Annotated in this window: 11 protein-coding genes and 1 pseudogene; 8 read left to right on the forward strand and 4 right to left on the reverse strand. The window is 65.5% G+C overall.

Going from position 1 to position 16,936, the window contains the following annotated elements; genetic code table 11:
• Positions 1 to 157 precede the first annotated feature (157 nt).
• Positions 158 to 1,576: an APC family permease gene (locus JOF56_RS49840; protein ID WP_209646455.1), complete on the reverse strand. Its 1,419-nt coding sequence runs from the start codon at positions 1,574 to 1,576 to the stop codon at positions 158 to 160.
• Between the two features lie 294 nt (positions 1,577 to 1,870).
• A pseudogene (locus tag JOF56_RS49845) lies at positions 1,871 to 2,218 on the reverse strand (transposase); the annotation flags it as partial.
• 894 nt (positions 2,219 to 3,112) lie between these two features.
• On the opposite strand from JOF56_RS49845, the gene JOF56_RS49850 reads away from it, so the two are divergent.
• The 7 genes from JOF56_RS49850 to JOF56_RS49880 all read left to right on the forward strand — a co-directional run bounded on the left by JOF56_RS49850 (position 3,113) and on the right by JOF56_RS49880 (position 12,228).
• Entirely contained in the window at positions 3,113 to 5,998 is a 2,886-nt protein-coding gene (locus JOF56_RS49850) for an AfsR/SARP family transcriptional regulator (RefSeq protein ID WP_209646457.1), read from the forward strand.
• Positions 5,999 to 6,885: 887 nt separating this feature from the next.
• Positions 6,886 to 7,155, forward strand: coding sequence for a hypothetical protein (locus JOF56_RS49855; RefSeq protein WP_209646458.1), 270 nt, complete (start codon positions 6,886 to 6,888; stop codon positions 7,153 to 7,155).
• A gap of 162 nt (positions 7,156 to 7,317) precedes the next feature.
• A complete protein-coding gene (locus JOF56_RS49860) occupies positions 7,318 to 8,034 on the forward strand; it encodes an ATP-binding cassette domain-containing protein (protein ID WP_209646459.1) in 717 nt (238 codons plus the stop codon).
• Positions 8,031 to 9,743: a hypothetical protein gene (locus JOF56_RS49865; protein WP_209646460.1), complete on the forward strand. Its 1,713-nt coding sequence runs from the start codon at positions 8,031 to 8,033 to the stop codon at positions 9,741 to 9,743. The genes JOF56_RS49860 and JOF56_RS49865 overlap by 4 nt, the downstream gene beginning before the upstream one ends.
• A 71-nt stretch (positions 9,744 to 9,814) precedes the next feature.
• Positions 9,815 to 10,300: a hypothetical protein gene (locus JOF56_RS49870; protein WP_209646461.1), complete on the forward strand. Its 486-nt coding sequence runs from the start codon at positions 9,815 to 9,817 to the stop codon at positions 10,298 to 10,300.
• A 672-nt stretch (positions 10,301 to 10,972) separates the two neighbouring features.
• A complete protein-coding gene (locus tag JOF56_RS49875) occupies positions 10,973 to 11,851 on the forward strand; it encodes a DMT family protein (RefSeq protein WP_209646462.1) in 879 nt (292 codons plus the stop codon).
• 47 nt (positions 11,852 to 11,898) lie between these two features.
• The gene (locus tag JOF56_RS49880; RefSeq protein WP_209646463.1) at positions 11,899 to 12,228 is read left to right on the forward strand and encodes a hypothetical protein; all 330 of its coding nucleotides are present in this window, start codon (positions 11,899 to 11,901) and stop codon (positions 12,226 to 12,228) included.
• Between the two features lies 1 nt (position 12,229).
• Here JOF56_RS49880 and JOF56_RS49885 read toward each other — a convergent pair whose 3' ends face one another.
• Both JOF56_RS49885 and pdxA read right to left on the reverse strand, forming a co-directional pair.
• Positions 12,230 to 13,006, reverse strand: a complete 777-nt coding sequence (locus tag JOF56_RS49885; RefSeq protein ID WP_245378744.1) for a DeoR/GlpR family DNA-binding transcription regulator — start codon at positions 13,004 to 13,006, stop codon at positions 12,230 to 12,232.
• A 44-nt stretch (positions 13,007 to 13,050) separates the two neighbouring features.
• Entirely contained in the window at positions 13,051 to 15,198 is a 2,148-nt protein-coding gene (gene pdxA / locus JOF56_RS49890; RefSeq protein WP_209646464.1) for a 4-hydroxythreonine-4-phosphate dehydrogenase PdxA, read from the reverse strand.
• Positions 15,199 to 15,417: 219 nt separating this feature from the next.
• On the opposite strand from pdxA, the gene JOF56_RS49895 reads away from it, so the two are divergent.
• Entirely contained in the window at positions 15,418 to 16,935 is a 1,518-nt protein-coding gene (locus JOF56_RS49895; RefSeq protein WP_245378745.1) for an ABC transporter substrate-binding protein, read from the forward strand.
• Position 16,936: the final 1 nt, after the last annotated feature.

The raw sequence follows: 16,936 nt of genomic DNA on the forward strand, positions 1-16,936 counted from the left end.
TGACGAGCCGCGCTCGGTCACCGTTGTCCACAACGAACAGAGACCGACCCATCGATTGTCCACTGTGGATATGATCGTCAGATCATTGCCCAACGCGTTGCCGCCCAGCGCTATCACGATCCGCATCCGCGCCTTCTCGCTCGATGATCAGCCGGTCTTACCGGTAACGCGGCATGGGCGCCGGCTGGGTCAGATGGCGGCGCTGGGCGGTATAGACGGGGATACCGAGCAGAAGCGCGCCGCCGGCCAGGAGGAACGGTGCCCAGTACACCCAGAAGCCATGGCCGGTGTTGCGTGAATACCAGATGAAGAGCACGGAGAACACCAGCGAGGCCACGGCCACGGTCGTGTCACGGACGAACCGCGGGATGTCCGGAGTCCGGTGATCGATCCAACGCCATTTCATGTGCGCGAGTGCAGAGAAGCCATAAGGGATTGCGGCTGTGATGCCGGCCATCAAGGCCAATGTAGTGAAGACGGTCGCGCCGGCCGAGCCCAGGTAGTTGACGACCACTGCGACCGATGCGAGCACGGTGGAGGCGATGATCCCGACCCCAGGCACCTTCTTCTCCGACATGCGCCTGAACTGTTCGGGAAACAGACCGTCGTTCGCGGCGGCCAGCGGCATCTCCGCGGCGATCATGGTGCCTCCGTTGAGCGCCCCGAAGCCGGAGATGATCACCGCGATGGCCATCACGTCGCCGGCCCAGGTACCACCGAACATCGCGTTGGCCGCGTCGCAGAACGGGGCGGTGGCTGATTGAAGCTGTGAGTTGGGCAGGATGCCGAACACGGCGACGAGTGAGAGCAGGTAGACAACGGCGGTCGCGATCGTGCCCAGGATGGTGGCCTTGGGGATGTTCCGGTCGGGCTCACGCACCTTGCCGGCGGCCACAGCGGCGGTTTCCAGACCGAGGTAACTGAACAAGGCGATGGCCATCCCGCCGCCGATCGCGGCGATCGTGCCCTCCTCGCTGACGTTCCATGGGGTGAAGTTGGTGCTCTCGATGAAGAAAAATCCGGCAGTGGACATGACCGCGAGAGCCGCGAACTTCAGAATGGCGGTGGCTACCTGGACCCATTCCATGTTCTTCACGCCGGACAGGTTGATCGCCGCCGGTAGCCACAGCCCGGCAAGCACGAGCAGCGCCGAGAACAGCTCGTTGTGGCCGGTGTTGACGAAATGCTCGACGTACAGGACCCAGCCGACCGCGATCGTGGCGTTGCCGGCCCATGCCGTGATCCAGTAGGACCAGGCGGTGGCGAACCCGAGGCGGTTGCCGAAGGCGATCCGCGCGTACGCGTACGGCCCGCCGCTGGCGGGCACACGACGGGACAGCGCCGCGAACAGCATGGCAAGCGCCAGCGCGCCAACGGTGGTGAGTGCCATCGAGACGAGACTGATCGGACCGTATGCCGCCGAGGAGGTAGGCAGGTTGAAAACGCCGACACCGATGATGTTGCCCACAACCAGCGCCATGGCAGAGGCGAGACCGAACCGCCGCGACCCGCTCCCGGCAGGTAACGCCCCGGCAAGCCCGCCCACTCCGCCGGACATATCACCTCGATCGGTCACGGTATTACCTCCCCCTCTTACTCCCTGGTCTGAAGGGGTTTGAATCTTCCGCAGCGCCACCCATAAGCCCTCGCAGCTCGAGATAGCGCTTCGGCCGTCCGGTCTCGAGCACCAGGTGGACTCCACGCTGTGGGCTCTGAAGCTGTTTAGCCTGTCACTGCTGTGATGCTGGCGAGCGACCAGTTTGCGACATGGCCACAATGCGTCACCCCTTGTTGATGTGCCGCACGAAGCCCAGAGTGCCCTGGCGGGCCGCTCACGCCGGCCGCGCACGGCGGAACAGTCTCGAGCAACGCCCGTCAACAACACCGCCAGCGGAATGCCGTGCGCTTCGGTGATCATGTGGTGTTTCGAGCCTGCTAGGGCACGGTCGACCGGGCTCGGTCCGGTTTTGGGCCGCCCTTGAGCGCCCGGAAGTGGGAGCTGTCGATCACTGCCCCGGACCGACCCTGGACCAGTCCCGTGGCATGCAGTTCGGCCAGCAGCAGTTCGTGCAGCCGCCGCCACACGCCCGCCTCGTGCCAGTCACGCAGGCGCCGCCAGCAGGTCATCCCGCAGCCGAACGCCAGTTCCTGCGGCAGAAAACTCCCACCGAATGCCGGTGTGGAACACAAACAGGATGTCGCACAACACCTTGCGGTCGTCCGACGCTTGCGACCAGCGGCGAGCTCCACAGTGGCGACCGCGATTCGCCGTCCAACGAGAATCCCGCCACAGCAGCCTGGTTGTCCGTTCTCAACGATCATGTCAGTGTGGCCATGTCCTGGCGTGCGGGATGACATCTCCGTTGAGACACAACGGATGGGCGGCGGCTTTGGCGCAGGGGCACGTGCGGCCGGGGAACAGCGTGGTCTCGAAGATCATGGCGTGGCACGAGGTCCTGACCAGTGCTGTGACAAGTGCGTTGAGACAGACCGGGGATCGCGTGTGGCGACAGCCGACGATCTGCCGTGTCGGATGAGATTCCGACACCCTTGATGGGACGACTCGCGTGATCGGTGAGACTCTGCAAACTCCACTGAAAACGGACAGTCGGTTTCACATATTGGCCCATGGGCCGTCGAGGGGCCAAGATCGTTGAGAAAGGGCCAAGATCACTGAGAACCTACAACAACTGTAGGGTCTCACCGCGCATGACATGTCGATCGTGCTTGACCTGCGACTTCCCGGCAGTCTCACGACGCGACGTCCAAGATCAGTCTCAGTTCCGTGGCACTTCTTCAGCAGCGGGCCCGATGGCGGTTATGACCGGGACGGGGGCAGCGATTTAGCGCCTCCGAGAACGCTCGCTATGCGGCTATGAGCATGCATCGGACAAGTTGCCGCGATACGCACGCTACGAACTCGCAGGATGATCAAGGCATCAGCCGCCGCTGGTTCTGGCCCCTGCGTACTACCGGTCGTCAACCTCTGGCGTGCGATTTGTGTCAGTGGCGTTGTTTGGCCGCACCGGGGCCCTTTCTTGCGCAGATGGTCGGATAGGTTGGATGGGTCTACACGTGGGGCTTGGGAAGGGTGATTTAGCCGGGGCAAGCGATGCCCGATGGTATCGATATCCGGGTGTTGGGGCCGGTGGAGGTGATCGGTCCCTGTGGTGCAGTGGTGCTGCATGGGGGTGGTGAACGCACCCTGGTCGCTCGTCTGGGGTTGTCGTCGGGGCAGACGGTGTCTTGCGCGGCGCTGATCGACGTGTTGTGGGCAGATGCGGCGCCGCCCACGGCGATGAAGACTCTGCGTAGTTATCTGGCGCGGTTGCGTCGTCGGCTGCGGGAGGCCGGTCTGGTCGACCTGATCGATACCCAGGGCCCGGGCTACGTCCTGCACGCCCCCAGGGATGCGGTTGATGCTGTCCGGTTCGAGATCCTCGCCGCCGATGGGCGGGAAGCACTGGCCTCGGGCGAAGCCCAGGTGGCAGTGGAGTGGTTACGGGCGGGGCTGGCGTTGTGGCGCGGCGAGGCGTTGGCCGACTGCCGCGCCGGGCCGTGGCAGCGCGCCGAGGTCACCCGGCTAGGTGAGGTCCGCCTGGCCGCGACCGAGGACCTGCTCAGCGCGCAGCTGGCCCTGGGCGGACACGCCACGGCGATTGGTGAGCTGGAGTTCTTGGTCAGCCAGCACCCCTTCCAGGAACGGCTGTGGGAACTGCTGATCCTCGCCCTGTATCGCGCGGGCCGCCAAGCCGACGCGCTCACGGCGTTCCAACGCGCCCGCACCACATTGATCGACGAGCTGGGCATCGAACCAGCACCGCGTCTGCGCCAACTGGAAACTGCCATCCTCACCGCCGACCCCAAGCTCGACCTGCCCAGAAAAACCTCAGCCGATGATCACGCAGGCGTATCGAGTCCGCACCGGCCACGGATAGTGCCCGCGCAACTGCCGCCCACCATCGCCGGCTTCACCGGCCGGACCGGTCAACTCGGGCAACTGGACGCCGCGCTGGCCAAAGACCGGACCACGCCGGCCGCGGTGGTGGTCTCGGCAATCGCCGGCACGGCCGGGATCGGCAAGACCACCTTGGCCTTGCACTGGGCCCATCACATCGCCCACCGCTTTCCCGACGGACAGCTGTACATCAACCTGCGAGGATTCGACCCGCAAGCACCCACCGATCCCGGTCAGGCCCTGGACGGATTCCTCCAGGCTCTCGGGGTGGACCCGCACGCCATCCCCGCGGACCGGAACGCGAAGGCCGCCCTGTACCGCAGCCTGCTCGCGGACCGGCGGATGCTGATCGTGTTGGACAACGCCCGCGACACCGAGCATGTCCGTCCACTACTTCCAGCCAGCTCCACCTGCATGGTGATCATCACCAGTCGCAACCGGCTGGACAGCCTGGCAGCGCGGGAAGGTGCCCACCGCCTCATTCTCGACCTGCTCAGCACTGACGAGGCGGTCGCGCTGTTGACCAGCCGCATCGACCACCAACGAGTGGAGGCCGAGCCCGATGCAGTGGCCGAGCTGATCGAGCTGTGCGCCCGGCTCCCCCTCGCGTTGAGCATCGTGGCCGCCTGCGCCACCAACCAGCCTCGCCTGCGGCTCAGCCAACTGGTCGAGCAGCTCCGCGACGAACGCGCCCGACTCGATGTCCTCGACCTCGGCGACGCCGACCTCAACCCGCGAGCGGTCTTCTCCTGGTCCTACCGCACTCTCACTTCCAGGGCTGCCGGCCTGTTCCGGCTGCTCGGCCTGTGTCCCGGACCCGATATCAGCCTGCCCGCGGCCGCGAACCTCGCTGGCATCCCCACCCCACAAACACGCGCGTCGCTCACCGAGCTCGCCCGGGCACATCTGCTCGACGAGCACACCCCCCGACGCTATCGGTTCCACGATCTGCTTCGTGCCTACGCCGCCGAACAGGCGACACAGGAGGAGACCGAACAGGACCAGCGGGCGGCGGTGCAGCGGCTGCTGGACTACTACCTGCAGACCAGCTCGGCCGCGGACTGGCACCTCGACCACTACCGCGATGCCCTCGTGCTAGCTACCCCACGCCCAGGAGTCACCCCCGGCATGATCGCCAACCACGAGCAGGCTGTGGACTGGTTCACCACGGAACGCGCCGCGCTGCTCGCCGCCGTCGATCATGCCGCCCGCACCGGGATGGACATCCACGCCTGGCAACTGCCCTGGACTCTCACTACTTTCCTCCGTCGCCGCGGACACTGGCACGACTGGGCCGCCATCCAGCAAACCGCCCTAGCCGCCGCAGACCGGCTCGGCGATCGCACCGCCCAAGCCCACGCCCACCGCCTCCTGGGCACCGCCTGTACCTGGCTGGGGCACCATGCCGCCGCCCTCAACCACCTCCGGCAGGCACTGGCCATATTCCGGCAGCTCGGCGAACAGATCGACCAAGCGTGCACCCACTACGACCTCAGTTTCGTCTACGAGAAGCAGGGCCGCTACACCGAAGCACTCACCCACACCCTGCACGCCTGGGACCTCTACCGCGCCGCCGGCCACCATGCAGGACAAGCCCGTGCCCTCAACCACGTCGGCTGGTGCCACGCCCGGCTCGGCCATTACTCGCAAACCCTTACCTACTGCGACCAGGCCCTGAACCTGCACCGGGACCTCGATGACCCCAACGGGGAAGCCCTGACCCTGGACAGCCTCGCGTACGCCCACCATCACCTCGGCCACCACCGACAGGCCATCACTCACTATCAACAGGCCGTCGTCCTGTACCGCCGCCTCGGCAACCACTACGAGGAAGCCGCCACCCTCCACCGCCTCGGCGACACCCACCATGCCAGCGGTAACCACCCCGCCGCCCGTTACACCTGGCAGCAGGCACTGACCATCCTCGACCGACTCGGCTACCCCGAGGCCGACGAGGTCCGCACCAAACTCACCCGGACCAACGACCGATTGCCTGCGGCGCCCCCATCGCACTCCACTGCCGAGCCACCCACCATATGACCGACGGTCGACGAACGTCGGATCGACCAGGCGGCTGGGGTGAGAAGACTCTGCCTTCCCGCAAATTTCCCTTGCCTTCCCTGGGCACCGCCGTCTCTGCGACGTTATCTCTCGTCGACGTTTAGGTGATCCGTTCATGTCCGTGTTGGCCCCGTGCAGTGATGCTTGACAAGCTCTGGATCACTGGATCACTGGATCACTGGTCTGGAGGACAGGCGTGGTCTCCAGGCTCGTTCTCCGGCAACCACCCACGCCCGCAGGCACGGTACATCGACCGCTGTGACGATCGCTGTGACCGTGTCTGATCGGCGCCTGCGGCCTTCCGAGGGGCTCGGCGTTGATATGACACGGCAAACGCTTGGCCGCTAACACCTCGTTGATATCGGATTGTGTGAGCTGCATCCGGTCTGCAGCGCCATTGCAATCGGCTGTCAGTGCACTAGTGGACACGACGAGTCGAACGACTCACTTCCGCGTTTCCTTACTGGACAAGGAGCACGACCAGTGTCCACGACGGCACCAGCAGGCTTGGACCTCTCGCGGCGCGAGTTGGCCATGCTCCAGGCCATCGCCGCCGGCCGCGGCCGTTGGCCGTGTCCACCACACGCTGACACGGCCAAGGGTGAGAATCGCAGAACCGAAGCATCTTCTTGACACACAACCAAACACCCAGACCTCAGGATGTCCGAATACACGCTGCTGGTCGCGCCCTGAACGGGTTTGCGACGTAAATCTGCGTATTACCAGATCAACCGCTACCCAAACTCGCAAAACGATTAAAGACTTGGTAAGTCAACCCTGCGATGCTTACCAAGATAGGTGACCTAAACGGGGCGACCAACTCGAAGCCTCAGGTCAATAAACCAACCGAAGGAAGGAAGAAAACTGTGTCTACACCTACCCTGGTGCCGGAATCCGTCACCATGCACATGCCTGGAATGTCCGCGCGCGTAGTCGAGTCGATCAAGACGAAGATCGACAACGGACTCGTCCGCTACGACGCCTGGTTCCTGGTCTTCGTAGCGGTCATCCTCGCCTTGGGCGCCGTCCTGCTCGCGGGGATGGCGGTCTGGTGTGTGGTCAAACAGCACAAGACGTTCACCGGCAGTTGGGAGTTCAAGAACTTCGGTCTGAAGGTCTACTTCGAATGCAGGTAGCAGACCGTCAAATGGTCGGCTGATTCGAATGGAAGTGGCGTAGACCGTCAGATGGAGGGCTGACATCTCCTCAGTGCGGTGCCCAGGCAGCCTGGCCACGATGTACCGCCAGGCTGCCTGGGCAACTGCCGCCGGACGAACTCAGTGAAAGGTCAACGGACAGTGAACCTCTTGGATGTTCAGAACGTCAGCTACTCCTACGACGGCGTCATCAACGTCCTTGCGGACGTCTCTTTCTCGGTCGAGGAAGAGGCAATCGTCGGTCTCGTCGGTCCCAATGGATCCGGCAAGTCCACACTGATCAAGAACATTTTCGATCTTCTGCGTTTTCAGTCGGGGTCTCTGCGCGTCGGCGGCTACGAGCACGCCTCCGTAGAGGCGAAGTCCCTGGGCATGTATCTGTCCAGCAATGACTACCTGCCGGAGTTCCTCACCGCCCGCGAGTACATCTCCCTGCTGGGGAGTCTGTTCTGTGTCGATGTCGACCACTCCCAAGCGCGTGATCTGTTCCGCCGGTTCTCGATGGATGGACGTTATGACGATGTCATCGAGGACTACTCGCACGGCATGCGCAAGAAGACCCAACTGGTGTCCGCGCTCGTCATGCGCCGGCCCCTGACCGTCATCGACGAGACCCTCAATGGGATCGATCTCGAGGCGCTTCATCTCAGCGAAAAGGAGTTTCGGTGTCTCCGCGACGAGGGGCGGTCCATCCTGCTGTGCACGCATGACTTCGCCATTCTGGAGCGGCTGGCCGATCGCATCGTTTTCCTCGACCTGGGGCAGGTAGTGCGTGATGCGCCTACGCAAGACTTGATTGCCGAGCACGGTTCGGTGACCGCGATGGTGTTCGACTACCTCGGATCGGAGGACCGATGACCATGCGGCTGCGGCACTCCGCCGCCCTGGCCCGGATGCTGCTTGTCTTCTTCAGACGCAGGGTCCTGAGGATGGGAGTCCTCCGCTCCGCTTCGGTGAGGATCTTCGCGGTATCGGTCGCCGTCCTACTTCTGGGGGTTATGTGTGCCTCGGCGTATTTCTTCCTCGAGCCGCTGGCCGCAGACATGGCCGTCTGGCGTCTTCTGTTCGACACGGCAACGGTTTCCCTCGTCCTGTGGGTGCAGATCGCGTTCCTGCTGGTGAAGGTGCTCTTCATCAACGCGGAAGGAATGCTCGCGCTGAGCTACCAACTGCCGCTGACCAACCGTGAACGCTCGGCGGCGTTCCTCATGTACGAGGCGAGCATGACAGGAGTCGTGGCCGGGGCGGGCTTCATCTCCCTCGCGGTGAGCGCGCTGCTCCTGCTCGGTCCGGCCGCTGCCCCGCATCTCGCAGCGTCTGTCATTCTGCCCGTCGTCCTGACCTATCTCGCCCTGAGCGTCCTCTACCAAGTCCTGACACGGTTGTGGGCCCTGATAGGGCTCAGGCGGATCGCGAACGTTCTGTCCGTCCTGGCCCTGTTCGCGCTGCTGGCGCTGTACTCCGGCCAGATGAAGGCGCTGATCCTGGACATCAGCCAGGCGTACCTGCACGAGCAGAGCCGCTATGTGTGGGTCACCTCGGTGTCATGGGCATGGCACCGGTACGGGGCCTATCCGGCCTTCGCCGCCGCGGTGCTCCTCGCGGCTGCGCTCATGGCCCTTACTCTGGCACTCACTCCGAACCAGCACGTCCGCCAGTCCCGCTACCTGAACATCCCGGCCGGCAGACGGCTGACTCGTGTTCTCGGCCCGTATGACTGGTGTCTCCTGCGTAACTCCCAGACCGCAGTGGGTGCATCGATGGCCGTCGCGCTGTTCGTGTACCTGGCGCTGCATCCCGTGATGAATCCCATGTGGAGCTTCACCGTCCTGTCGCTGGGTGGCCTCTACCAGTTCACCGCCACCCAGCCGCTACGGATGATATCCAGCGCCTCAGCATCTCCCTGGCGGATCTACGGGCGTCTGGTTAAGGCACAGGTTGTCCTGCTCGCCGTGTTCGCCGTACCGGGGCTTGGGATACTCGGTGCCCTCGCCCCGCACGCGTTTGCCCAGAGCGGACCGGCTCTCCTCGGCTGTCTCGGCGCGGCGGTCATGACGACCTGCATCAGCATCGTGTTTCCGGCGGAGAAGGACAATCCGTTCTCCGTGTTCCTGGGGCTTTCCGTGGTCGGCGTCATTCTCGCCCTATCAGCCATCGGGCTGGGAATGCTCAGTCTGCCGCCGTGGGCAGTGACGGGATGCCTTGCCGGGGCATCCGTGCTGTTCGCCTGGTACGCCGTGCAAGGAATTCGAACAAGCGAATCGAGGAGAAGGAATGAGAAAGGGACTATCGGTTGTGACGTCCGTCGTCGGGTCCGCTCTGCTGACTCTAGCGACCGCGGTGGGGACGCTTCTGTACCTCATGTTCTCAACGGACGGCGACAAGCCAGTCTACCGGGAAGGGCTATTCGGGTCGCTCTTCCTCAAGACGCAGGAAACGAGCGCGGGAGCGACTGGCGTCACCATGGGCGTAGCGAACCCCGCGCCGTTGATCATCACGTTCGTTGTGTACGTCGTAGTCCTGACGACAACCCAGACGATCTACCGGGGGTTGAAGCAGCGCCGTGAGCAGCTCATCAAGGAAACGTCCGGCACCTGAACCGAGGATCTACGGTCGAGACGACCTGGCGATCCGCACAGTGGCCGTGGCCGTGGCCGCCCAAGTCTGGCCGCTGCTGGTATTTCTGGGTGCCTTCCTGGCGATAGCGCTGGCCTGGCTCGCAAGGTCGGGTGACAGCACGCCGGCGGAGATGGCGTGGTGGTTGTTCAAGGCGGCGGCCCTGGGCCTGGTGGGCTCGTTCGCCTTGCACGAGTCGGCGCACGTAATGGTGCTCAAACGCATCCGTACCGTAACTCATATCGCGATCGACAGGATGGCGTGGCGTACATCAGTGCTTCCCCAAGGGACAATGACGGGACGTCAGATTGCGGGTGTGGCCATCGCCGGACCTTTCTTCTGCGTAGTTGTCGGCGCCGTTCTTTGGGCCTCGCGTCTGGACCGGTCCCTGGCCTGGTGGTACCTCGCGCACGGCGTGTTTCTCCTGCCTTTCTTCGGCGATGGCCGGAGCCTTCGCCAAGGCCTCCGCACGCCATGGAGACAGCCAGCCAAGAAAGACCGGGGATGAGCCGAACGCCCTGGTGTACACAGGCACTACCGGCTGCGCTGTGCGCTCCGGTTGCATCCGGCCAGGAACACCAGCAGCGTCGGCATCGCGGATGGGCAAGGACGCGCAAGCCTCTGACCAGCGCAATCATCGCTTAGCGCCGATCTGGTTCCGATGTCTCAACCGCCGACTTCGAGTCGCTCGACTACGGCCTCAACCTGCTCACCATCCAACTGCTGCACGGCTGCCTGCACGGTCAACTCTGCCTGCATCTACTGCAGCTGTCCGTTCTCAGTGATCGTGTCGGAGCGGCCACGTCTTGACGTGTGGGATGATATTTCCATTGAGACACAACGGATGGATGCTCGACCCGGCGATGGTCATGCTCGGAAGAGAGCAAGCGAGGGTCCCAATGATCATGGTATGACGGGTGGCCCTTGACCAGGGATGTGACAGGTGTGCTGAGACGGTCGGGCCTTCGCGCGATGTGTACAGGCGGTGGCACGCCACGTCGTTGGGCCAAATCGCTGTCCGAGTGCGGATGATCACGTTTCGCGGATTTGCGGCGCGGAGGGCTTGACGCGGCTACGCTCGAAGTGAGTGTCCCGGTTCGCCTGGACCTTGGTACGTCCGTGCGAGGACGCTGAGAACACCCGTTCCGTCGGGCGAACCGAGATTGGGCGACTGCCGGCCATGACTGACTTGATCATCGCGATCGCGCTGTGTGTCGCCGTTGCCATCGCGTATGCGGTGGCCGCGCTCATTCAGGCCCGGTTCGCCCATCTCACTGTTCTCGAACTGGTCCGGGTACCGGTGTTATGGGTGGCGATCGGCCTCAACGGACTCGGCGCCGCACTGCATGTGACCTCGCTGAACTTCGGTCCTCTGTCGCTGATCCAGCCGCTTGGTGTGCTCACGCTGGTGATCGCGGTCCCGCTGGCGGCGATCACGGCGCGGCGCCGGGCGACCCGGCTTGAGCTGACCGGCACGGTCTACACGGTGATCGGCCTCGCTGGGCTCGCGATGCTCATCACCACCGGCGGCAAGCCCGACACGCTCACCACGCCTGAGCTCATCGGACTCATCGTCGCGACGGTCGTCCTGGTCACCGTGCTCGGTCTGCTCGGCAGGCGGCCGAACGCCTCGACGCTGTGGGAGGCCGTCGCAGGTGGCCTGGCCTTCAGTGTCTGCTCCGCCCTGTGCCAGACCGTTGTGGTGACCGTGGACGAAGCCGGGGCGGGCGCGTTGTTACGCCCCATCACGATTTTCGCCATGATCTCCATCGGCACGTTCGCGGTCGTCGCGACCATCCTCACCCAGCGCTCGTACCGCAACGGACTCAGCGCGCCCCTGGCGGTCACCAACCTCGTGAACCCCGCCAGCGCCACCATCATCGGCGTGGCTCTGCTCGGCGAAAGCATCGCCACCACCAACTTCCAGATCGCCCTCGCCGTCATCTGCGCCCTGCTCAGCGGCTACGGCGTGGCTCAGCTGGCCCGCGCCCGCGACGTCGCGGCCACCGTCCCGGCAGCGGCCCCCGCGCCCCGCGAGGATGTGCCCACCAACGCGTGACAACGCCACCAACGACAGATGCATCGACCGTCGCGCGTGTTCGAATCTTGGTCGTTGTCCAGCTGTACACACTCACGGCCTACCTGGCCACGGCCATCGTCCCTTACCTGTGGCATCCGCGGCCGTCTCCGCCGACCTGGATGTTGATCGTGCCGGGCTGGCTGCTCGGCGTGCCGGGCCACTACATCACCCTGCTCGGACCGGTGCCCGGCGTTGTTCTCGGGATCGCCGGAGTCGTGGCGCTGGTGCGGGTTCGCCGTTCCTGCCCGGCCCGGCTCTACCGCTGGTGCATCGCAGGCACCGCGCTCACAGTCGCGTACGGCCTCTTTGCCTTCACCCCGTTGGCCTACGAGATCGCGCTGTTCATCGCCGACTAAGTCACGACGGTGGCACAGTCACCACGGATGCGCCGCGTGCGGTGAATTCGGCCAGTAAGCCGGGATCAGCGCTGGTGTCGGTGACGAGAGTCCACTGTGCGGGCATACGGACCCAGGAGTGGAAGGGGCTGCGGCCGAGTTTCGCCGCGTGCGCCAGGACGTAGACGGTGTTGGCGCGGCGGATCATCAGTTCCTTCAGCCTGGTCTGCTGAAGATCTGCCTCGCAGAGCCCGTTGTCGGGGGTGACGCCGTCCGCGCCGAGGTAGACGCGGTCGAAGGTCATGCGTTCCAGGGCGGCTTCGGTCAGCGGGCCCACGAAACCCTGGCTGAGGTGCCGCAGTGTGCCGCCCAGGCATTCCACGTGCACGTTCTCCGCCCCGGCCAGTTCCTCCAGTGCGGTCAGGCTTGTTGTCGCCACGGTCAGTTTGGGGCCGTCACGCAGTTCGCGAGCCAATGCTCCGACTGTGGTCCCGGCGTCGAGCAGGATTGTCTCGCCGGAGAGGATCTCCGCTGCGGCCCAGCGGGCCATTGCGCGTTTCTCGGCGAAGGCTTCCCCGGTGCGTTGGCGTAGTGACGGCTCAGGGTGTGCGTGCAGGGCCATGGCACCGCCGTAGGTGCGTGCGACTCTGCCCTCGTCGGTCAGACGCGCGAGGTCGCGGCGGATTGTCGACGCCGTGACCTCGAATGTCTCCGCCAGCTCCTCGACGCTCGCCAGGCCTGTTGTCTTGGCCAGGCGGACGATCTCCTCGCGTCGCTCGTCTGTGCGCATCCCCGCCATGCACTGCCCCTCTTGAAGAGCCTCGTGAAGAAACTGTCGCAAGATTATCCGCGGACCTCGCCCGGGCTGGGCGACAGCTGCGCGGCCTGGCGCAAAGCTTCCACCATGCTGCGTGCGTCGGCGACACCCTTGCCCGCGATGTCGAACGCCGTGCCGTGGTCGACCGACGTACGGATCACGGGCAGTCCCACCGTGATGTTCACGCCCGCCTCGATGCCCAGCACCTTCACCGGGCCGTGGCCCTGGTCGTGGTACATCGCGACGATCAGGTCGTAGTCCCCACGACCGGCCAGGAAGAACGCGGTGTCCGCGGGGAGCGGGCCACGCGCGTCGATGCCGTCGGCCTGCAGCACGGTGATGGCGGGGACGATCTTCTCTTCCTCTTCGCCTTGCCCGAACAGGCCGTTCTCCCCCGCATGCGGGTTGATCGCGCAGACGCCGATCTTCGGGTTCGCGATGCCGGCCCGGACCATCGCGGCGTGTCCACGACGGACGGTGCGTTCCACCAGACCGGGCTCGATCCGGCGGACGGCGTCGACCAGGCCGATGTGCGTGGTCACGTGGATGACCTTCACCTTGGGTGTCGACAGCATCATCGAGACTTCCTCAGTGCCGGTCAGGGCGGCGAGCAACTCGGTGTGGCCGGGGTAGATGTGGCCGCCCGCGTGCAGTGCCTCCTTGTTCAGCGGGGCCGTGCAGATGCCCTGGACCTGCCCGGACATCGCCAGCTCGGAGGCGACACGGACGTAGTGGTACGCCGCGTCGCCCGCGACCGGGGACACCTCGCCCCACTGCAGGTCGGCGGGCAGCAGCGCGAGGTCGATGACGTTGATCCGGCCCGGCGTGAACACGGCGTCCGCGACGGTCTCCACGGTCACGATGTCGGCCTGCGCGCCGAGCACCTCGGCGGCCAGCCGTAGCCGTGCCAGGTCACCCACTACGACGGGCCTGCAGTACTCGGCAACGGCTCCGTCGAGCAACGCGCCGACGATCACCTCGGGGCCGATGCCCGCGCCGTCGCCCATCGTCAACGCGATGAACGGACGGGTGTCGTGGCTGCTGGTGGTGCTCACGTGTTTGCCTCCCAGGCAGATCGCGATGTCGGTGAGAGAACTCATGTCGCCGAAGCTCCCAGGCTTCGTGACGACTCGGCGCCCGTCAGGAGTCGTACTCACGACGGCGCCGTACACGGCGGGGATGGAGCCGTGGACGTCAAGGCGGGTGACGCCGAGGCGGTCCAGCACGGCGCGGGCGGTCTCGCCGCCGGTGAGGAGCAGGTCGGCGTTGGTAGAGCGCGCGGCATCGGCCGCGATGTCGGCGAACGCGGCAACGAGATCGCGCGCTGCGGATGGCGCGATTCCCTCGGAGGGGTCGACAGCGAGCACGACCACGTCACCGTCCACAGCGACCTGGGGCCGAGCCAGGATCTCGGACGGAAGCAGCGAAACGACACGCGCGCCTGACGCCCGCAGATGCTCGACCTGCGCAGTGGCGGCCGCAGTCCCGACGACAACCAGGACGCCGATGTCCCGCGCCGGCACGGTCGCGGCCACCTCTGCGCCGCGTGCCAGCAGTGCGGCCGATCCGACCAGCACAGCACCGACTTCGGTACCTGCCTGCGCCACGGCCTCAAGATCAGCATCGGTCTCCGCGTCGCACACGGCGATGGCCCCACTCGCGCGGATCTCGCGCAGACGGGCGACTAACTCATTGCGCGAACTGCGCACACAGGACAGGTCCACAACGTCACACGATCGTGGCGCGAGCAGGTCAGCAACCGAATGCGGTGGCGCAACGGGCTCGACGCGCCACGCCTGCGTCTTGTGCAAGGGCACGCCGTCCACATGCACGACTCCGTCACGCATCGTGCGCCCCAGACGCGGCAACGCCGGGCACACCACGGCGAAGCCACCAACCCCGTCGACAGCCGCGGCGACATGACCGCGCAGCTGGGAGTCGATTTTGAGGAACACCTGACGGTCCGCGCCGAGCGCCGCGACAGCTTGCGCGGTCTTCGCTTCGGCTGTGGAGGCGTCACCGGAACGGGTGTCGACGTCGACGACGACTACAGGTTCGTAAGGCTCCGATTCGGCGTAGAGCAGCACCAGACTGCGCTTTGTGCGCAAGCTCAGCGCAGCCGCCACTTCGGCCGAGCCGGACAGGTCATCGGCGATAACCAGGACTTTTCGCATTCCGTACACACCTCCTCCGGGACGCCTTCGGTCACCAGAATTGCACAGAACGCGCCAACAGCACCAGACTCTTGCGCGAAACACGCAACACGTGCCAGTGTGGCACGGGCAACACCGGGCTCCCCCGAAGCACTGTCTCGAATCACTGCGAGGTCGACGATGACCCAATCCGGACGCGGCCGGGACCTTTCCCGCCGCAGTCTTCTGAGGTGGGGTGTGATGACCGGGGCCGGCGCGGCGCTGGCCCCGTTGCTCAACGCGTGTGCCGGCCCCACCGGCACCCCTGGTCCGGGCACTCTCACGCTCGCGCTCAACCGATCGCTGGTCAGCCTGGACAACAAGCTCAACCAGTTCGACGCCGCCGTCACCGTCCAGCGTGGCGTGCGCCAAGGGCTGACCGTGGTCAGCCCCGACCTCAAGCCACGCCTCGTGCTGGCCGACCGGTTCGAGCTGACCGCGCCGACCCAGTGGACAGTGCGTCTGCGCGAAGGCGTCCGTTACTCCGACGGCTCACCGGTCACCATCGAGGACGTCTCCACCGCGCTGAAGATGTACAAGCAGGTCAACGGGTCGTTCATCGCCGGGTTCTTCCCCGAGTTCCCGACGGTCGTGCCGGTGGACGACCGCACGTTCACCCTTCAGACCAGCCGTCCGATCCCGGTCCTGGACTACCTGATGGCCAACATCCTGATCACGCCTGCCGCCGCGAACCGGCCCGAGGAGCTGCAGAGCGGTCTCGGGACCGGCCCGTATGTCGTGCGCTCGAGCAGCCGCGGTACCGGCGACTACACGTTCGCGGTCAACGACAACTACTGGGGCACCAAGCCGAACGTGCCCAATGTGCAGGTCAGGTTCATGCCCGACGAGTCGAGCCGGGTCGTGTCGCTGCGCAGCGGCGAGGTCGACGTGATCGACTCGATCACCCCGGACTCCGCCGACCAGCTCGCCGGCCTGCCCGGCGTGCGGATCACGCGCATCCCGAGCACCCGGATCAACCAGCTGTTCTACAACTTCCGCAAACCCGCCGGGCATCCCCTGGCCGACGTGCGGGTGCGTGAGGCACTGACCTACGCCATCGACGGCCGGGCGCTGGTGCAGGACGTGCTCGTGGGATCGGTGACCCAGGCCGACGGCGTCGTGCCGACCGGTCTGGCAGGCGCGGTCAAGACCGGCGAATACGTGTACGACCCCGCGCAGGCGCGGCAGCGGCTGGACGCGTTGGGCGTCCGCGACCTGGAACTGAAGATCATCTGGGAGACCGGCGAGTTCGCCGGCGACACCTCGGTGATGGAAGCGGTCGTGCAGATGCTCGGCCAGGTCGGCGTGCGCGTACAGCTCCAGCAGTTCCAGCCCGGCGGCGACATCCTGTCGTGGCGGCAGGGCAAGGCAGGCGACTGGGACGTGCTCGGCAACGGCTTCCCCAGCCCGACCGGTCTGGCGGCGAGCATCCTGCAGGGCATGTACGCGGGAACACCGGAGAAGGAACAGACCCGCGACACCTATCAGGGCTATGTGTTCCCGGAGATCGCTGCTCAGATCATCACCGCGTCCGCCGAGCCGGACAGCGCACGTCGCGCCCAACTGCTGGGCGAGGCACAACGCGCGGTGTGGGCGACGTGGCCATGCCTCTGGGCGTTCGTGCCCAACGTCGTACTCGCCACCCGTAGCCGGGTCGGCGATGTCTCGCTGGTGCCCACCAATTCCTACGACCTCGCGTCCACGCGTCTGGAGGGCTGAG

It is taken from the genome of Kibdelosporangium banguiense (assembly GCF_017876405.1).
GTDB classification, from domain to species: Bacteria; Actinomycetota; Actinomycetes; order Mycobacteriales; family Pseudonocardiaceae; genus Kibdelosporangium; species Kibdelosporangium banguiense.

What these genes read in the sequence shown, in the direction of transcription:
- JOF56_RS49885 (WP_245378744.1), bottom strand. Translation starts at nt 13,006, where the DNA reads ATGGCGGGGATGCGCACAGACGAGCGACGCGAGGAGATCGTCCGCCTG.
- pdxA (WP_209646464.1), bottom strand. Translation starts at nt 15,198, where the DNA reads ATGCGAAAAGTCCTGGTTATCGCCGATGACCTGTCCGGCTCGGCCGAA.
- JOF56_RS49850 (WP_209646457.1), top strand. Translation starts at nt 3,113, where the DNA reads ATGCCCGATGGTATCGATATCCGGGTGTTGGGGCCGGTGGAGGTGATC.
- JOF56_RS49865 (WP_209646460.1), top strand. Translation starts at nt 8,031, where the DNA reads ATGACCATGCGGCTGCGGCACTCCGCCGCCCTGGCCCGGATGCTGCTT.
- JOF56_RS49895 (WP_245378745.1), top strand. Translation starts at nt 15,418, where the DNA reads ATGACCGGGGCCGGCGCGGCGCTGGCCCCGTTGCTCAACGCGTGTGCC.
- JOF56_RS49875 (WP_209646462.1), top strand. Translation starts at nt 10,973, where the DNA reads ATGACTGACTTGATCATCGCGATCGCGCTGTGTGTCGCCGTTGCCATC.